Source organism: Pseudovibrio ascidiaceicola, from assembly GCF_900114245.1.
GTDB classification, from domain to species: Bacteria; Pseudomonadota; Alphaproteobacteria; order Rhizobiales; family Stappiaceae; genus Pseudovibrio; species Pseudovibrio ascidiaceicola.
On record NZ_FOSK01000009.1, the window covers coordinates 250,200 to 268,593 of the forward strand.

The 18,394-nt window shown below is 51.6% G+C and carries 7 protein-coding genes; 3 read left to right on the top strand and 4 right to left on the bottom strand.

Features of this window, described 5'->3' with window-relative positions; genetic code table 11:
- Positions 1–119 precede the first annotated feature (119 nt).
- The 3 genes from BM231_RS18065 (at position 120) to BM231_RS18075 (ending at position 5,455) form a co-directional block, all read left to right on the top strand.
- Positions 120–1,448, top strand: a complete 1,329-nt coding sequence (locus BM231_RS18065; RefSeq protein WP_093521505.1) for an MFS transporter — start codon at positions 120–122, stop codon at positions 1,446–1,448.
- Between the two features lie 8 nt (positions 1,449–1,456).
- Entirely contained in the window at positions 1,457–3,691 is a 2,235-nt protein-coding gene (locus BM231_RS18070) for a TonB-dependent receptor (protein ID WP_208860475.1), read from the top strand.
- 501 nt (positions 3,692–4,192) lie between these two features.
- Positions 4,193–5,455 carry a tyrosine-type recombinase/integrase gene (locus tag BM231_RS18075; RefSeq protein ID WP_093521507.1) on the top strand — a complete coding sequence of 421 codons (1,263 nt, stop codon included), beginning with the start codon at positions 4,193–4,195 and terminating at the stop codon, positions 5,453–5,455.
- Positions 5,456–5,716: 261 nt separating this feature from the next.
- Here the strand turns inward: BM231_RS18075 and drmB are convergent, their stop codons facing one another.
- From drmB to BM231_RS18095, 4 genes are read right to left on the bottom strand one after another with little or no spacing between them, the layout of a single operon-like run.
- Positions 5,717–7,549, bottom strand: a complete 1,833-nt coding sequence (gene drmB / locus BM231_RS18080; protein ID WP_093521509.1) for a DrmB family protein — start codon at positions 7,547–7,549, stop codon at positions 5,717–5,719.
- Complete coding sequence (drmA, locus tag BM231_RS18085; protein WP_093521511.1) at positions 7,546–11,046, bottom strand: DISARM system helicase DrmA; 3,501 nt, start codon at positions 11,044–11,046, stop codon at positions 7,546–7,548. The genes drmB and drmA overlap by 4 nt, the downstream gene beginning before the upstream one ends.
- On the bottom strand, positions 11,043–14,981 hold the full coding sequence (locus BM231_RS18090) for an Eco57I restriction-modification methylase domain-containing protein (protein WP_093521513.1): 3,939 nt from the start codon (positions 14,979–14,981) through the stop codon (positions 11,043–11,045). The genes drmA and BM231_RS18090 overlap by 4 nt, the downstream gene beginning before the upstream one ends.
- Complete coding sequence (locus BM231_RS18095) at positions 14,978–17,953, bottom strand: DISARM system SNF2-like helicase DrmD (protein WP_093521514.1); 2,976 nt, start codon at positions 17,951–17,953, stop codon at positions 14,978–14,980. Before BM231_RS18095 ends, BM231_RS18090 begins: the two co-directional genes overlap by 4 nt.
- Between the last annotated feature and the right edge of the window lie 441 nt (positions 17,954–18,394).

The following is an 18,394-nucleotide window of genomic DNA, read 5'->3' on the forward strand; positions in this document are numbered from 1 at the left end:
AATTGCGAATAACTTGCAAGTATCGATTGAAAATATGAGTATAATTCTCTAGTTAAAAATCGTTGATTGGTTAGCCAGAGCGACTCGTTCGAGCCAGGCCGTTGAGTGCTAGGTAGAAAATGGCTAACGACAGCAGTGCCCTTATTGCAGGGCAGGCGCGCGCAACTTCACAAAACGAGCAAGGTGACCGTACAGCCCGTTCAGTTATTGTCGTGCTGGCAGGGCTTTATGTAGCTCAAGCTATTCCGATTTATCTTGTTGCAGCCGCCATGCCTGCGATCTTTCGTGCACAAGGCATCAGCCTCGTCAGCATTGGCTCCATGGCACTTTTGATGCTGCCTTGGGTCATCAAGTTCCTCTGGGCGCCAATTGTTGACCGCTATTCTATACCTGCCTTGGGAAGACGCCGAAGCTGGATCATCCCGATGCAGCTTATCTCAGTGGGCATCATCACTTACCTCTCGACACTCAATGTCGCCGAACAACTGCACATCCTGTTTCCATTACTGATGGTTCTGGCGCTGTCCTCCTCTACACAGGACATTGCGACAGATGGCTTTGCCGTTGAGCACCTCGCACCGAAAGACCAGCCCCTTGGCAACGCAGTCCAGGGAGGCAGTGTTGCAGCAGGAGTGCTGATCGGTGGTTCTCTATCCCTGTTCCTGCATGATCTGTGGGGGTGGAGCTTTGCCGTCAAAACCGCTGCGGGCCTGTCATTTCTCACTTTGCTGCCATTGCTCTTCTTCAAGGAAAACCCACGAAAAGACAAAGGCGCCAATGATGAAAGCAAACCACGGCCCTCCATCGTTGGGTTTGTAAAGCGTCACAATGCGCTGATGCTGCTGTTCTTTGCACTGCTGTTCCGTCTGCCTGAGGGGCTCGTAAAAGGCGTTGAGCAAGCGTTCCTAGTGGACTTCGGCTTTTCTCTTTCTCAGATTGGGATGGTAAGCGGAGGTGCAGCTGCTTGCGTTGGCTTGGGCGGCTCAGCGATCGCTGTGGTGCTGATCAAGCGAGCTGGTCTGATGCAATTCCTCTGGCTCATCGGCACTTTGAGGACTTTGTGTTTCCTTGGCTACGCGTCTGTAGCTCTACTGGATTATCGCGGGGTTGCCGTGCTCGTTGGCCTTTCTGCTGCCAACACCTTCATCCGCTACATGGAAATCGTCGGTCTTTACAGCGCATTCATGCGCGTCAGTTCACTCAAGCAAGCTGGCACCGACTTCACCATTCTCAGCTGCGCAAACCTGTTCGTCTACATGCTGGGCAGTGTAGCAGCTGGTGTTATCGCGCAGTACTCCGGCTACGGCATTCTCTTCTCGCTCGCAACTATCTGCTCTGTCGCAGGCATTCTGGCCAGCATGCACTTCTTCAAAAAAGCATCCATCGGCAAGGGGCAACAAACTGCCGTAGATGCAGATCTTTCAACTACATCACCGATAAAAACTTAGGGGGCAATATGAAACGCATCGCTATGGGGAGCAAGGGCTCCCTCGCGCGAGTGCTGCTATGCACCGTCGCACCTTTCGCACTGTTTCAAACAGCATCCATCGCAACCGCACAGGATGCCATTGAAGACGACGCCGACCTAACCGTCGTCGTAACCGCCAGCCGCACCGAGGAATCTATTTCTTCCATTCCGGGCACTGTGCAGGTGATTGGCCAAGATGAGTTGAAAGGCGCAGTAGACGCCTCTGGCGATATCACATCTGCGCTGGAGCGTCTTGTTCCAGGCTTCTCGCTTGATAATGAGACATTGTCTGGTGGAGGTCAGAATTTCCGTGGCCGCTCGGTACAGATTCTGGTGAATGGTGCGCCGCGTACGACCGCGCTGCGTAAGTTGAGCCGTGCGCTCAGTCTGATTGATCCCAATAGCATAGAGCGAATTGAAGTGATCAACGGCGCAAGTGCTGTTTACGGTGATGGTGCAACGGGTGGTGTGATCAACATCATCACAAAGACGGCAGAAAAAGAAGGCTGGTCAGGTGAAGTCAGCACAACGGTTTCAGCCTCGGAGCGTGATGTTAAAGATAGCTTGAATGTGCTGACCAGTGTGAGTGCAGCTTTCCGTCAAGAGAATACTCATGTTCAAGTGAATGGCCAGTTCAAAAACACTGGCGATATGTTTGACGGCTCAGGAACTCAGATTTCTGAGGACCCAATTACGGGGCAAGGAGGAGGCTCTGGAATCGAGCAGTACAACCTTTCAGGCCAAGTGGGTTATGAAGGCGATGCATTCGACGTGACGCTTTACGCGAACCTCGTGAAGATGGAACAGGATATAAAGTATCAAACGGATTACACGAGCGATCCAGTTTCCATCGATCCAAGTAACCCATACTTGGGCCTTCCTCCGCTCGAAGATAGTAAGAATATCAATGCTACTTTCAACTTCTACGAAGTTGGAGGCCTCTTCGATGCAAAGGTTGAACTGTACTACAATGATGCAGAAAAGCGTGCTGCATATGTGCCGCTGAGCGCTGCAAATCCAGTCGCGTATCTACCGGATGTAAATGAATCTCAAACTGTCCTGTTCGCCAAGCAAGCTGGTGTGCGTACGACTTTTGATGCTGACTTAAGCACTGTTTACGAAGGCTTGGCTTTCACTTGGGGCAGTGATTACAGCTATAATGACATTACCCAAACTGTTCCAGATGGACGCGACATCATCTCCCCGATGAAACAGCACGGTTTTGCACAATTTGCTCAGGTGAAAGCGCCCATCGGTGAGATGTTTGAGGTTCGTGGAGGCGTTCGCCATGAACGTTTCTTCCTGAGCATGGACAGCTTCGTTCGTCCGAACGCTTTGGTTCCGAACCCATTCTATCGGGATGGAAATGGGCAGGCTAGAATTTTAACTCTTGGTGAGCATACATTTACTGGGGCTAAGAAAGATTATAGTGCGACAGTTTTCAATCTGGGTGCCGTAGCTCATCTAACTGATAAGGTTGATGTATTTGCGGGATTTTCACAGGGCTTTTCCGTTCCAGATGTTGGTTCATTTACCCGTCGTGCAATGCCGGTACCCGTAGATCCTGAGAATCCAGTACCTAGTGATTTAACGAATGCCCGTATGATAGATGTGTCAGATGTTGCTCCTGAAGCAGTGATTGTGAACAACTATGAACTTGGCGCTCGTTTCAATACTAACGGTATCTCATTTGCAGCTTCTGCCTTCTATTCAACCTCAGACAAAGGGGTGAATTTTGATGATGCGACGCAAACAGTCACACAGGCGGAAGAGCGTATCTGGGGTGCAGAACTCAACATTCGGGGCCAATTGAGTGAAGCTTGGGGCGCTGGTGCCGTTCTAGCCTATAAAGAAGGTGTTTGGGACGAGAATAAAGACGGTGATGTAGATGAAGACCTTCCAAACAACCGCATCGGTTCACCGTTCAAAGCCACTGTGTTCTCTGATTACAATTTCGGAAATGGCTTAAGTGTTCAAGGTGAGGCAGTGTTTGGATCAGGCCGCAATGGCAAAGAAGGTGCAAAGGGCGACTTGAAGAAGCTAAAACCAACCTTCACCATGAACGCAAGTGCTGGATACAACTCTGACTATGGCGATTTCCACTTCGGTGTCTCAAACATCTTCGACACCAAACAGCAAAATACCACCGCAACAGCCTTACGCGACCGCGAAGTCCTAGCCGAAGGCCGCCGCGTCTTCTTGCAATACACCAAGACGTTTTAAGTTATGCAAATGTGAGGCAGGGCTCTGCTCTGCCTCTTGCTTCGGGATTGAAGAGTGATGAGTTCACGCGATCGTTAGTTCACCTAGGGCTCTTGCTTGTCTTCGTTAATTAAGAAAGTAAATGGTGCCGGTAGCAGGGATCGAACCCGCGACCCCCTGATTACAAGTTGCAATTTGCAACTCACGTCCACTTACACTCTACTACGATTCAGTACTATGAATCAATGAGTTGTAGAAAATTATTTGCTCCTGCCTACCTTGCATTTCGCTGCGAAACTCGTACATTTGCTTACAATATGCTGACCAAAATCGGCAGGCACAGCGCAAGCGATCTATAAGGGGATGAGGCCGTGTGTTGCACAGGGCCGATAGGAAAGCCCAAAAGGTTGTCACCAGCTGTCAGGCCGTCAAAAACAGCAGCAATTCGGGACTAAATTTAGCTTCTATTTTCGCATGTGAGGCGGTTCTTGTCACGGGCCGTCAGCGGGAGAGTTTTGTCTGATGCCCAATGTCACGAAACGGACGGTCGATGCAGCCAAGCCTGCAGCAAAGAAGTACTTTGTTTGGGACGGTAAGCTCTCGGGATTTGGGCTGCAGGTAGCGCCAACCGGGCGCAAAACCTTCATTGTCCAATATCGCACACTAGAAGGACGCTCACGCCGTCTGACCCTTGGGAAATACGGGGAGCTGACACCAGATCAGGCGAGGGGATTGGCTGTCGATGTTCTGGCCAAAGTTCGTAATGGGGAAGACCCAACCGTTAATCGTAAGATCATTCGCAATGCGCCAACGGTAGATGATTTGCTGGACATGTACCTGAGTGAACACGTGGAGGTGCACAATAAACCGAAATCTGCTGTTGAGATCCGGCGTATTCTTGAACGGTGTGTGCGCAAGCCTTTGGGCAAGGCGAAGCTGGCCTCCGTCACTCGGCAGGATATCTCCAAGCTTCATCGCTCCATGCGCAGAACACCAAGACAAGCAAACCATGTGCTTGCGATCATCTCCAAGGCGTTCAATCTGGCTGAGGTTTGGGGCTTGAGACCTGAGCACAGCAACCCGGTGCGGTTGGTGAAGCGCTATAAAGAGAATGAGCGTGATCGGTTCCTAACTGGCGATGAGTTGCAGCGCTTGGGTAAAACGCTGGAGCTTGCAGAGAAAGAGGGCCTCCCGTGGATCATCAAGGCCAAGCCAGAGAACCGCAAGCACTTGCGCCATGATATTGAAAAGCGCCGGACACCTGTGAACCCCATGGCGCTCTATTGCCTCAAACTGCTGCTCTATACGGGAGCACGGCTCATGGAGATCGCTTCTCTTGAATGGAAGCATGTAGACTTTGAAGAAGGGGCAATTGCCTTGCCTTCAAAGAAAGGGGATGGCCGCAAACCTCATCCGGTTAGTGGGAATGTTCTCGACATTCTCTCCGATATACCGCGCTTGGATGGCTCGCCTTATGTGCTTGCTCGCATCAACGATCCCACACGGCATATTACAAAGGAGCTGGTGGAGAACGCATGGCAGCGCGTGCGCCATCATGCAGGCATCCCAGATGTGCGTATTCATGATCTACGCCACACGGTTGGCACCTTTGCCGCTCAATCAGGAAGCAACGCTTTCCTCATCAGCCACCTCCTACGCCATCGCAACGTGACCATCACCAACCGCTATGTGAACCATGATGCTCATCCGATCCGCGTGCTTTCAGAAACGGTTGGAGAGCGGATCGAGGCGGGGTTGAAGGGAGAGGGGGTAAGGTTTCCATAGCCGCTATACTAGAGTTCTTGGATGTTTGTGAGAGCTGCATGTTTCAGCGTGACCATTTGCGGACACTCACTCTACCTCAGGGCAGCCTCAGCTGCAGCAAGACATCAACTTAAGATTGATCCCACTCACCTTGTCTCTATTGGGCGGAGAGCCGACTTTCGCTACGAGGGCGGAGATAGTTCAACTTGATGTCAAAGCGGACGTTTACTGGCAGCAGGAAAAGCACCCTCAGTAGCGGCCGATCCTCCCCACTATTTACCGTTAATTTTCAAGTATTTTGAGAAGAGATTGACGGTCCAGAAGTGTATTTCTCCTCTCACAACTTGTTTCGGCGGTGAACAAGCAGCCGTGGCAAGCAGCGCCGTTTATCATGTCAATATCTGATGTAAGGCTATTGGAACCAGACGTGCAGATTGGGTCATTCCCGCAAACTGTATTTCTGGCAATGCCTCGTTCTAAAATTGAAGGAATGTTCTGCGCTTGCTCTATAAGACCACCCAACGTTCCTTGAGAGCCGCCACCAGCAGCGTATAGCAGTAAACCCAATTTTGATGTCTTGGACGATCCATCACTCTGCAAAGCATAGATCCGCTCCGACAGCGAAGTAGAAGGATATCCTGCGTCCAATGAGATCTGTTCTATTAACAAATGGGACAATGAATGAACGAAAACATACTCATAACCGGGAAAAGGTTTTCGCTGGTTTACGTCTTTTTGATACCATTCATCATATCGATGCTTGAGGTCTTCAAGGGAGCTGTCGGCACCGAGGGACTTCAGCCTCTCACGGATCGACGCGATGTCAAAATGAAAGAATAGCCCTTCGCCGAACTGTTCCATTGCGGGCAGCCAGCTAACTTTGTCTGCAAGAGATTGTCCCTGAACCTCCAGAGTGATGTCTTCCTGCACCTCATCAAAAGGTGATGGTGCTGGCTCAATACGCGTAAAACCATAAAGGCATGACACTTCACACATACGGTGCACTTTTACCAACGACGTGATAAAGCTCGTGTCTGCTCGCGCATCATCCCGCCACTCAGCATCTTCTAGAGTCTCGGCGTGCAATCGGGCTGACAGCTTGTTTTCCCCAATAGTCTTCTTTCCAGAAGCCAAAATTGAAAATTCTTCGACCTTTGGGTTCTCAGCGTCATGAGACAACACGTCAGCTTGTTCGTTTCGGATTTTTTGCAGAGCCGCCCAAATTGCGCTGCCATCTAAGCCTTCAAATGCCTTCCTAATTGGTGCTAAGCCAAACTTGACAGGGCCCAATACATCCTGCTCAGTATGCACCTCCTCGAAGGCGGGAAGGTATTCAGAAACCCGTCGTTCAACGTCATTTTGACCATCAGGCAAGGCAATCAGCTTTAAAACCTGAGAGTAATAGTTGTTGATGGCGCCACGCGTCATTGGTCTCTGCGTCTCTGGGCAGTTTGTTGCCTCGTACCCTTCAATCCACGGCCGGTAACCCTTGCAGGAGCCGAGAGCATTCTCAGTAAAGAGTTCACTCAACTGTCTGTTCGCCCCGCAGTCACATAAAACCGTAATGTACTGCGGGTCTCCGGCTGCTCCTCGGTCCTGCATGTACATGGTTTGTTGGCAGTTTCCGCCGCGATGCACAAAATATCTCCAATCAATATCGTCGATATGGCCTTTACTACATGCAGCCACCCAGCGAACGGGAGAGATGACTTGCCCCTTTTTCGCTTTTGGTTTTTCTCCGGATCTGAAACGCCGAAGTTCCTGTTTCGAAGTATCAGCTTGATCGGTAACAACTTCCCAACGCGGGTATTTCACGGCGGGAATTTTTGGTGATTTTCGACCTAGCGTTGTATCTCCGTTTAGCGGAGGCTCAAACAGGCTCAGTGTTACGCCTTCCTTAAGCCAGCTGCCTCCATCCTCAGTGTTGCTCAGAAGTTTCGTCAGGTACTGTACCAAGCGTGGTTCAGAGATCTGGCGCATGCTTTGATTGCCAAAAGCGATAGGCCAACTATCCAAACCCATAATCATCACGGATGCTTCCGGCAGATCAACGATGGAACCGGGACCAAAAGTTTGGATCAACTGCGACAGTCTGATCTCGTCATTGGAACTCATTTTGTCGTTCCTCCCGTTGTGACAGGGCCAGCCAAATAGTCTTTCACATCGAGGCTTATGCCGGGTTGTACATCGCGCATCGACCAGCCCGCTTCAAATAACTCAAAATCACTAGTCAAAGCAGACATATCGGTTAGCGGGTTGTGCATAAGCCCTTGATCGTCAGCTCGGTGTGTATCCCAGTTGATATCTTCGCCACCTCGCGCTGCCAGAATCTGTAGCCAGCCATCCTTGAGGCGGCCGATATCCTCCAGCGTACAAAAACGATCAACTAAGAAATTGCTGGCTGCAGCGACAGCTGGGTGATCCGGGTCGAACCTAGAAGCACCACTATTCATAGAAAAATCTGGGTCCAAGTGTCGAACGAGGCCCGCAAAAACGGCACCTAAAGCACGATCTTTTGCGCGCATAGAACCGGGTGTAACACTTGTGGCTTCAACTGCGCGATAGAATGCTTTGTGATATGTTTCAAAGTCTTCGTAGTGGGCACGATCCCTAGCTCGGTGCATATTCAGGATCACCAAAACTATTCCTGGTCGCTGAGAATCGCGACCCACTCGACTTGTAGCTTGAATATATTCAGCAGCAGACTTCGGTTGGTTCTGAACAAACATCAAACCAAGCCTTGTGATATCGAGGCCAACAGAAATCATGTTGGTCGCCAATGCGACATCGAGCGGAAGCATTTGCCCCTTTGTTTTTGGAGCTTTCGAGAAATTTTGCTCGAGCCGCTCTTTTGCTATCGCAACGTCATCTGTGCTTAAGCGAGATGTGAGCTCATCAGGTGCGGAGATATTACGTGCTGCAAAACTTGAACCAGCTTCATCTTGTCCATATCTCAGACGTCTACTGGGCCATACACATAGATTGGTCGCAACTTCGTCTTCAATAATGCGACGACTTGCGCCCAATTCTCTCAGCGCATTGAAGTAGCAAAGTGCTGTCATATAAGGGTCTGCAGGATTTTTCGATCCATCGCGACTGTCTTGGTCAAATTGTCTCTGTGCTGATGCCAGCATTGGTACAATAGACCTAAGCATAACCTTTCTTGGCCCGATCCCGAGTGCGCTGATCCCGACATAGCGCCGCCCATCAGCTTCGCCTAGGGCGCGTGTCAATGCGAAGTGGCTATCCCTACGATCGATGCCCGGGGGCGGGAAAATAGCCGTTTTCGTTCGACCAAAGAGTTTCTGAATTTGATCTTCCGCGCGCCTAACGGTGGCAGTAGAAGCAATAATCTTTGGACCACGCAATTCGCCATTGATCGTCCGTGATGCAAGTCGGTCTACCATCGCTTCGTAGAGACCTGCGATTGTGCCTAGCGGTCCTGAGATCAAATGCAGCTCGTCTTGAATAATCAGAGAGGGCGGCGGAAGACACTGCGCTTCGTCGGAAAGAAGATACCCAACGCCAGGTTCATCAGCGCCATAGAACCGCAGGTGTTTGGGGTCACTGCCTTCATCAAAACGGTCCACGTTGTCAAAAAACCTGCCAACTTCACCGCGCCTCGGTAAGGCAGCGAATTTGTCGACAGTTCCAATGATAAATGCAGGAAGGCGGTTGAATATCTCTTCATCGACGGCAAGAACAGGCAATCCGCCCTTTTCGCCACTAAAATCGCAATCGATATTAGCGCAGTTGATAAGCATCCGCTTGCCAGCAACATGGAATGTGTCTTTGTCAAAATCAGTTCCGCACCAAGGGCATTGTTTTATCGGTGCCGGTGCCTCTCGACCCGACTTTCTGTAGCGGTTGACCTTAGTGTAGGCGTGACGGCCCGGGCCGTCTTGCTCACCTCGCCCGCCAATCTTATTTGGAGTGGCCGCCGAACCCACCCAGAGCCCAATCTCAATTGGAGCCAAGCCAAGTTTCGGTTGGCCGTTCTGTTGCCATTCGGGAGACCGCCGAAGCAGTTCAAGCGCACAGATCATCGCTGCAGCACGGCCCAACTGATCCAGCGTCAATAGTCGAAGCGTGTAGCGCATGATCACGCAAACACCACTTCCCAACCAATCCGCGTGCGTTAGCCTGCGATACGCAATCTGATAGGCCGCTAGGCCAAGATACGCCTCAGTCTTACCCCCGCCCGTAGGAAAGAAGAGCAGATCGACTGTCTTGCGATCATCATGAGTGGGATCAGACAACCCATTTAGATTGAGAAGAATGAAAGCCAGCTGAAATGGTCGCCAACCAGCACCAGTCACGCCACGTTTTTCGAGGTATGAGTTAATAGACAAGTTCATCGCGCGAAAGGCATCACGCGCAGCAGCATCGGTCTTCAGCAGTTCAATACCATTGCGCATTCGCGAGCATGCCTCGCGTTGTTTTTCCACGAGTTCTTCTGCCACTTCACGCCGCGATTGAAATGAGATCGCAGACGCCTTATCCGCCTGACGCGCAATAAATTCAGCGTAGTTCTCCGGAAAACCGGATAGTGAAGCCGCAAGCTGAGCCGGATCCTCTGCGAGCTTTGCGAGTTCCAGCATGTTGAACTCAGCAACACCATTCAACGCATCATTCTGGTCTACCTTTTCGACATCTGCCGATGGCAGTTGGTCTGTCCAAACAGACGGCGCCAGCCCGTCGGCAGGCTCGGCATGTCCTGTTCCAACATTGCGGCCACCGGCAAAACGAAGCACGTCTTGGTAGTGCAAATCATGCAGTCGCAGATCAGAGTCTTCGGCGTCGTACCCGCTCATATCAGGGTTGCCGATAAATCCGTCGCCACCGGCTTTCAGCTCCAAACCGACTTGGAACACGTTGGACACGTCGCGGAACCGCTGGGATTCTGGACGGCGGTTTACAACAAAGATGGTGACGGAAAGACCGTCAACGGATGCTTCGGGGCGCAGCAGGTCAACCTTTTGCACCATCAGATGCAAGTGAAGGCACCCGCCCTTTCGTTGAGGCGTCTCTGTATCCAACAACGGGATCGGCAAGCCTTCTTTGGTTTCCATCGCCTTTGCCAGCGTTGCCGCATCAATGCGGTGTTCGACAAATCGCGGCTTACGGTGCCAGCTGATGTCTTTGGGCGCGTCCTTACCAGTTCCCTCAAGCACCGCCTCGGGGATGGGCGGTTGGGCGTGGTAGTCCGCATATCGCAAGGCGACATCGATGTAGGGGCAATCTGGTGAGACGAACGCCGTCAAACCGAGGCTGGTTGGGTCGAGACGCTTGCGCTGCCGTGCGTCATTGCCACCATCGCTGTCTTCGCCGCCAGCCGCGCCGTGTTCATCGTCGTCTTCTATGCTGGGCAGTGGGCTTTGGATTTCTGGCGCGTCGTTCTTGGGCAGGGCTGCGGTCGAGCCCTCGGCGGGGGTCAAATAGCCGATCAGGTAAAAGCTGGACGGACGGGTTGAGGTGATGACCTCGAAGTTCGCCATGTGATCGTCGTGGAATGCCGGGCGCGTGTCGGGGCCGACGACATCCATGCGGAATGCGTCGAGGATATCATCGCGGACTTGCGCCGAGGCTTTGGTGCTGGCTGCGTCGCTCATATCAGCGTTCCTTGTTGATCAAGCTGCAAAGCCGATGGTTTCATTTTGTCATTCTGGGGTTCTTTGGCCTCTTCCGCAGCGCGCTGGCGGTTCAGCTCCAACAGACGCGCCAACACTTTGTCGCGAAACCATGCGGGCCAGTGATAGCGTTCTTGGTAGGCGAATTCTGGTTCGTCTGTGCGATGCAGGAAGCGTGGGGCAGCCCCATCTTCGGATGTGTCCTGCGCCAAGTCGGCAAGGTCATCCCAGCCATAGGCATGCAGAACGGCGTCGTCCATTTCTGAATGAAGCCGACGGAGTTCGACGATGTCTGGTTTCCGGTCGAGAGGGCTATGGAACCTGTTGTAGAGCTCGGTCAAACCTATGGCCGCTTTCTTCATTATCTCGCGGCGTAGATTTTCATACTCAGCACCCTTTGCCTTCAGCGTTTCTGTTTTGGCAAAAGGAAACGGGAACGTTTGGTAGCCATCTGTTGATGTGTAACGAAGGTCATCTTTCATACTCGAACTTGTCAGTCTCACCCATATCTCATGGATCCGCGATTGAAGATTGCAAAACAGTGAAAACTCATCGCTAGAGAAAATCACCAACGAATGACCCCAAATTGACGACGCAGGTAATTTGGCTACCGAAAGGTGTGGTGTCGCACCGCAATTCACTGCGAATACTGAGGTTTTCGCGCCGATCGAATCATAAAGTGAGTTTGTTCGCCTAGTAAAACGCCACCAGATTTCACGCCGATCCCATTGTGGGTTACCAGCGCGTTCTGGTTTCACGAGTGTCTCCACAATTTCCAACAAATCCGGCCAATCTTCAGCGACTGCTTCACTGTAGTCGGAGGGGACAATACCGAGGCGTATCATTTCTTTTTTTTCTGCTTCGTTGGCGTCTGTCCAATGCTTCAAACTTCGGTCGCGACGTAGCGGAAAATCCTCAAAATCTATGACGTAACGACGATGTCGATGTTCCGCATCATTGTTGACCTCATTGCCCCCCAGATACGGCTTAATACGTTCGTAATTCAGAGGGTTTTTGGCAATAAGCTCTTTCATGCGATCTATATTGGTCGCTTTGCCTTTCTCCGCATTCTCGTCGTCAAAGGTAAACCCTTGGCCTAGAATTACCGATCCTTGGAACGCAGTATTCTGATTTTCTTCGAGAACTGCAGGTGTTTCATCAAAATCGCCCTCGCGGACAAAGGCCGAGACACGACTGACAGAACGACCATCCAGTAGCACCGACACGCCTTTCGCAGGTCCCTTACTCACGTGAACCGTGGATACAACTACCGCAGCCTCACCCGGCCATTTCACCCGCCGCCGCGCATTATAAATCTCGCCGTTTTTCACTTGTAGCAGGTACCGTAACCCACTCTCGCGTGTATCCCCCTGCCCAATCGTATTTGTTGCGATCAAGCCCATTGTGCCACCCTCGCGCAGCAGCGCAAACGCGCGACGGAAGAAATGCGCCGACAGATCCGCATTCCCATGCGCGCCGGGGCTGATGATCTTTAGCCAGTCCATGAAACCCGAGCGTGATCCATTGATGATCGTGTTCTTTCCCGCGAAGGGCGGGTTGCCGACAATGCTGTCAAAGCCGGGATTGTCGCCCGCAAAGACCTCGGGAAACTCAATGTCCCAATGGAATGGTGTAATGGGATAATTGCCGCTGAACAGACCCTGCTGTAATCGCCGCGAAACGTCCTGCCCATCCTCCTGACCAAATTGAACCTGAAAATCGTCCAACGCCTGCCGCCGCGCTTTTGCCTTCGCCTCCGAAAAGAACACCGCAATCACAGCGTCACCGCCCAGCCGGACCTCGGCGATATCACGGTCCGCCTCATCCAGCCGATGCTTTTGCTGTTCAAAGGTCACATTGTCCGGGGCGGTACGGATGCGTTGCCGATCCCCGCGGGCTGCATCAACTTTCCTGCGGAACTCTTGCGTGAAGACGGGATAGGTCCCATCGGTCTGCCAGTCAAACTCTGCGAGCTGGTCAAAGGTCAGCCCCACGAGGGAGTCACCGGTTTTGAGGGCATGGTCCAAAAAGCTGAAGTCTTCATCCTTGGCCAGCGTCACAAGCCAGAGGGACAGCTTGGCGAGGTCCGTCGCCATGTGGTTTTTATCAACACCGTAAAGACAGCGCTTCGCGACCTCACGTCGCGCAAAGACCTGCGGATCTATCCGTGCCTCATCAGGGAGTAACTCTGGATGACGCGCCCAAGCCGCCTCGAGTTGTTCGCCAAGAGCACGGCATGTTTCCACCAGAAACGCACCAGACCCCATGGCTGGATCGCAGACCTTTAGGTCAAGCACTTGGTCAGGTGTCGGGTTGTCACCAAGCTGCGCCAGCACCGGCTCCAACGCTTCCTTGACAATAGGAGCTGTCAGCGATCGCGGCGTATAGTGGCTACCCGTCTTTCGCCGCTCATCCGTTGGCTGCAAGATAATCGTGCCAGCCGTCACCACGCGTTTGTCGGGCGAGCCGCGCACGTCGATTTTCTTATCGAGGGCTGTCAGTATCTCATCGATGGTTTTTGAGGTTTTGAGAAGTTTGGTTTGAGCGGGTGTCGTCTTGAAGTCGATCGTATCCAAGAAATATTTCGCCCGCTTATCCGGGGCTTTGCCGAGGACTGCTTCAAGGTCGATGTAGGCCGGGATGCCGCCTTTACCCGAACGCAAAGCAATGCTCGATCCTTTCGAGCGGGTGACTGTGAAGCCCATTACGGTTTCATAGACCGAGCCGATCTGTTCGACGTCAAGCGTCTTGTAAGACAGCCTTTCACCACCAAGCATCAGAAGCTGTTTCAGCACCTCATGAATGCATTTATCGGAAACCGGCAGGACATCAGGGTCGTCACCCTCATCAAACTGCCCAAGCAAGAAGGGGAAGGTCGTCAGATCAAACAGCTTGCCACGTCGTTGGTGCATGAAGCTGGGGCCTGCACCGTCATAGATAAGCTGGAATAGACCCAACAAACGACCCCAAGCGCCATATCGATCTGCCATCGTATCGGGGTAAAGGGCTGCGTCGGCCTCAAGATCGACAAAGAGACGCCGCACAGCATACCCTTGCTCGTAAATGGTCTTGGCCTTCTCATCCTCGGATGACGGCATCAGATCGCGATCTTCAGCATAAAGCACAAAGACCAGCCGCATCAGTACCGTCAAAAGGCCTTCGTAGAATTGCTGTGGAGCGGTCTCCGCTACATCGCGCAACTGGTGGTCTGTCTCCACTTCAGATGTGAAGCCGCGAAGAAGCGTATACAGCGCGCCAAGGACTTGATCCGCGAGTTTCGTCGAAACGATATTCTGACTTTCGCGGGACCGCTTCAGAATGCCATCGAGCCGGGCCTCTTTGCTGCCCCAAATGGCGTTCCGGCCGAGCAAAAGCTTCAGGCCCGCGAGCATTTCGCGGCCAGCGGTCGTCTTCAGTCCCTCAATTGGCCATTCTAAGTAACCAGGCGTCTCTCCTGAGGGAGAGTATGTTAAGCGCAAAGCATCATCGGTAACGAGTAGACCTTGCAAAATGCCACTTTCTCGTAGGTGCCGCTCAAAAGCTTGCTGCTCGGACACACCGCTCCATTGTCCCAGCGAGGTACGTGCATCGGGATCGATGTCGTTCGCGAGATGCTTTACAAGCAGTCTAACACCTTCGCCGCCACTGCCTGCTAAGGCCGCATCAGCTTCGAGTGTGACATTCATTTCTGTGAGGCGAAACACCGCATCTGTGGGTTTTCGGCTTCCTTTTAGAACGCGTTCCTGTGGCCAACCCAGAACATTGGCAGCAAGCGACCAAAAATCGTGAGCATTTTGCAAGAAGGTTTCTGTATCTTCAGCGGTCTGCTTGATAGGCACCAAGTTTTCGGCGGCTAGAGCAGATTGTGAAACAACCAGTCCTTCCTGCCGAACATGTTTAAGCCAAAGGTCTATCATGTTTGATCCTCTGGTAGCAGGTACACCAACCCAACAGGCTCGACCCGACGCGCAGATATTTCGTGTTTCTGCCGTACCATCTCTGGTTCGGTTTCAATTTCCGCTTCCAAGTCTTTGAGACGCGTCGCCCAATACAGTTGGTCAAGCTCGCGCTGCTTTTTTTCTTCCGCACTGAAATCAAAGAACGTTTGGACTTCACCCTGTTGCTTCAAAATGCGGTCGAATTGCTCTTGCAGTAGCTTGCGAAGTGACGCAGCTTGCCTTTCTCCGATGCTTCGAAGATCATCTCGTACCTTTGCTTCGTTCTCCCTCGCACGTTCCTCTGCTATATCCCGCAATGAAAGCGCGTCATGGGATGCCCTCCTTCGATAAATATCACAAATCTCTGAACCCGGTTGTGAAGCATTCGCGATTGCGCCCTGAAGCTCTTTATATGCTTGAGCAGCCGTCTGCCCGTCGCTTTTCAGAGGCGTTACGTCGTCTGCGTTTATGGTGGCGGCGACTGGTATCACTTCAGAGTGCAAACGGTTTGCACCTTTCGAATAGAGCGTGAGTCTTACCAATAGAACCAATCTTCCGCGAGAAACTTGTGCGTTCAAGACAGCGGTTCGCTCCAGTCTCGACCGAAACCCTTGGGCTTCAAACTGTGAAAGTAGACGTTTCACAAGACGATGCTCAAGGTGAAGATGCTCAACATCAGACCTTAGCCTGTCGCCGTCTTTGGCTGGCAAAAAACTGACCTTCTTAAGTGGTGCGTTGGATCGGTACTCGGCTAGAGTTTCGTCCTTGTTTCGAGGTCTAGTACGCAATTGGTCGAACACTGGCGTCCAATCTGCATTGGAAAACCCGTCTGAGTTTGGATCCAATTCAATGATATCAACATCGCCCGCAACATCCACTTGTTCCGGCGTGACAGGAGCTCCAATTTTATCGAGGGCGTTGAAAAAAACGGTTTGCAACGAACTGGGCGCAACATCTTTACTTGCCCGCGACAACTGTAGACGCCGATCAATTGAGCGCAACTCTGCTTCGAGCTTCTTTACACGTGCTGCTCTATCCGAACTGAGCTGTTGTTCTTCGATCTGTCTTTGGACTTCAAGATAACTTTCACTATCGAGGTCCGCCCGAAGTCTAGACATATTCTTCTTAGTAATTCCGTCCTTGAAGCGCTCTTCGATTTTGGTCTCAATCACGCGGCCAACCTCGCCAAGTTCGCTGTTTATGCGCTCAGTTTTTTTGAACAATGCTTGCAAAATACGATCAGAGGAACGGTTCTTATAAGTAAAGTATCGGCAAAAAATCTCTGTGGCGGGTTGTAGGCGCCGATCAATCCGGCCATTTCGCTGCTCCAACCGCGAAGGGTTCCATGGTAGGTCGAAGTGAAACAAGTCGTAGCAACGATGCTGAAGGTTGATCCCCTCTCTAGCCGCGTCCGTGCACAACAATATTCGCAGTGGCTCTTGATCGGGATCGGCGTTGAACCTAGCCTTGATCCGTTCCCTTTCGCTTTGATGTGTGTTGCCATGAAACTCAGCAATGCGATTATCCTCCAGGCTTAGACACAGCTCTTCAAGCAACTGTTTCTGGAGCCAGTCTAAGGTGTCACGATATTCGGAGAATACAATCACTCTCCTCTGGTTCCAGACCTCACCGGAGCCCATGTGTTCTCTAATCCATCTGGCAAGCCTCCGACTTTTCGCGTCTCCTTTGAAGGCTTGAGATTTTGCCGCTTGTGCTAGTGCATTGCCAGCGTCCCTCACAACGCCGTCGGGCATTTTTTTTATTTCTGCAGCAAGTGTTGAGTAAAAAGCGGATACAGAAGATAGTAACCTCTGCTGCAGTCTTACAAAGCTGTATCCTCCCTTCCTATCAGCAAGTTCGCCGAAATCCAAAAGAGATTCAAAGAGCTCCAACTCGGGTGCTGTAGCTTCAGTATCCCCAAGCTCAAAGTTTTCGATGCGTCTGATCGGGAAAGGCGTGTCTGAGTGTTCTCTAAGGTCAGATTTTAGACGGCGCACCATAATTGCATCATGCTGGTCCTGAGTAACCGGAATCCCTCGTGTAAACCGCTGAGGGTCGAGCATTTCAAGCAAAGCCGAAAAAGAGTTTGAGTGACCATTGTGCGGCGTGGCGGTAAGAAAGAGCCGGTGTTCAAATTTCTTTGACAGTTCACGTATCGCATAGGTCAACTGGCTGTCCGTGGCGTACGCTTGACTATGTGCCGGTGCGGCATGATGAGCTTCATCTAGGATCAACATGGAACGAGGTCTCGGGTCGCCCAGAATAGCTTTTAGACCAACCGTATAAGCTTCATCACGCAACAAGGAGTGAGAAATGATGTAAGCACTTGTTGCTTGCCACGGGTTGTAACCAAAACCTCGATTCGCTCGCATTTCTGCAAAGAACTCCGCATCGACGACCTGAGCATTCAATCCAAACTTGGAAGACAACTCTTCTTTCCATTGGAGCGTCATCGCAGCTGGAGCAGCGACAACGAAGAAGTCAACCCGCCTACGCAGAAGCATTTCGCGCAAGACCAAACCTGCCTCAATAGTCTTGCCCAACCCAACATCATCAGCGATCAATAGATTTACTCTGGGCAGGTCCAATGCCTTTGCCAAAGGCACCAACTGATAAGGTGAGATTTCGATCCCTGCTCGGAACGGCGCTTGGAACAAGTTGTTGTCGGACGCGGACGCAGTATTCCACTTGAGTGATTGGAGATACGCCGTGTATCCCTTTGGATCAGTCGGGACATTGAAACCAAGCTGGCGCCAAAGCAAGTCATCAACATGCTTAATAGAAACCTCTGAGGTGGGCAGGACGATTTGTCTATGGCCCGTAGCATCGTCGTCGAGACATCGCAGCTCTAGAGAAAGGGGTCCAAAATCGTTCGTTTCAATTTCCTCGATCAACCAGTGCCGCCTTCTAAGTTGCACACATTGACCAATCTCAAAATTCGATGATGCCACTTGTTTTATCGTCCAATCTACTTCGCAAATTGAGCTGACTGTAATGAGTTCGTTTTTCTTTACATTCGTTCATTCGTTTTCAGCTGGTAAGCCAACTGGACCATTTAGGCGTTTGAAAACAGCGCTTGACCGATTCTCGCTCAGGTTGTTGGAGGTCAATGCTTATACCTGCAAGTTATCAAGCACAAATGCTAATTACCAAGAAACGATTATCGAGAAAAATCTCTAGCAAAAAGGCCGCTGTGCCCGCAACTACGAAATCCTCTGAATCCGAAATGAATGGCAGCGTTGTGGAAGCCACTTTGCAATGTTGACCAATCGGCGAATGGCAGGAGTGGGCCGTTCGAGTAGTTACAGATCGTTTGCGGGGGCTACTGAAAACGCATCTTGGTGGAACTGGTTCAACTCTTGATTGAAGCACCCAAATGGCCGCAGTTGGCC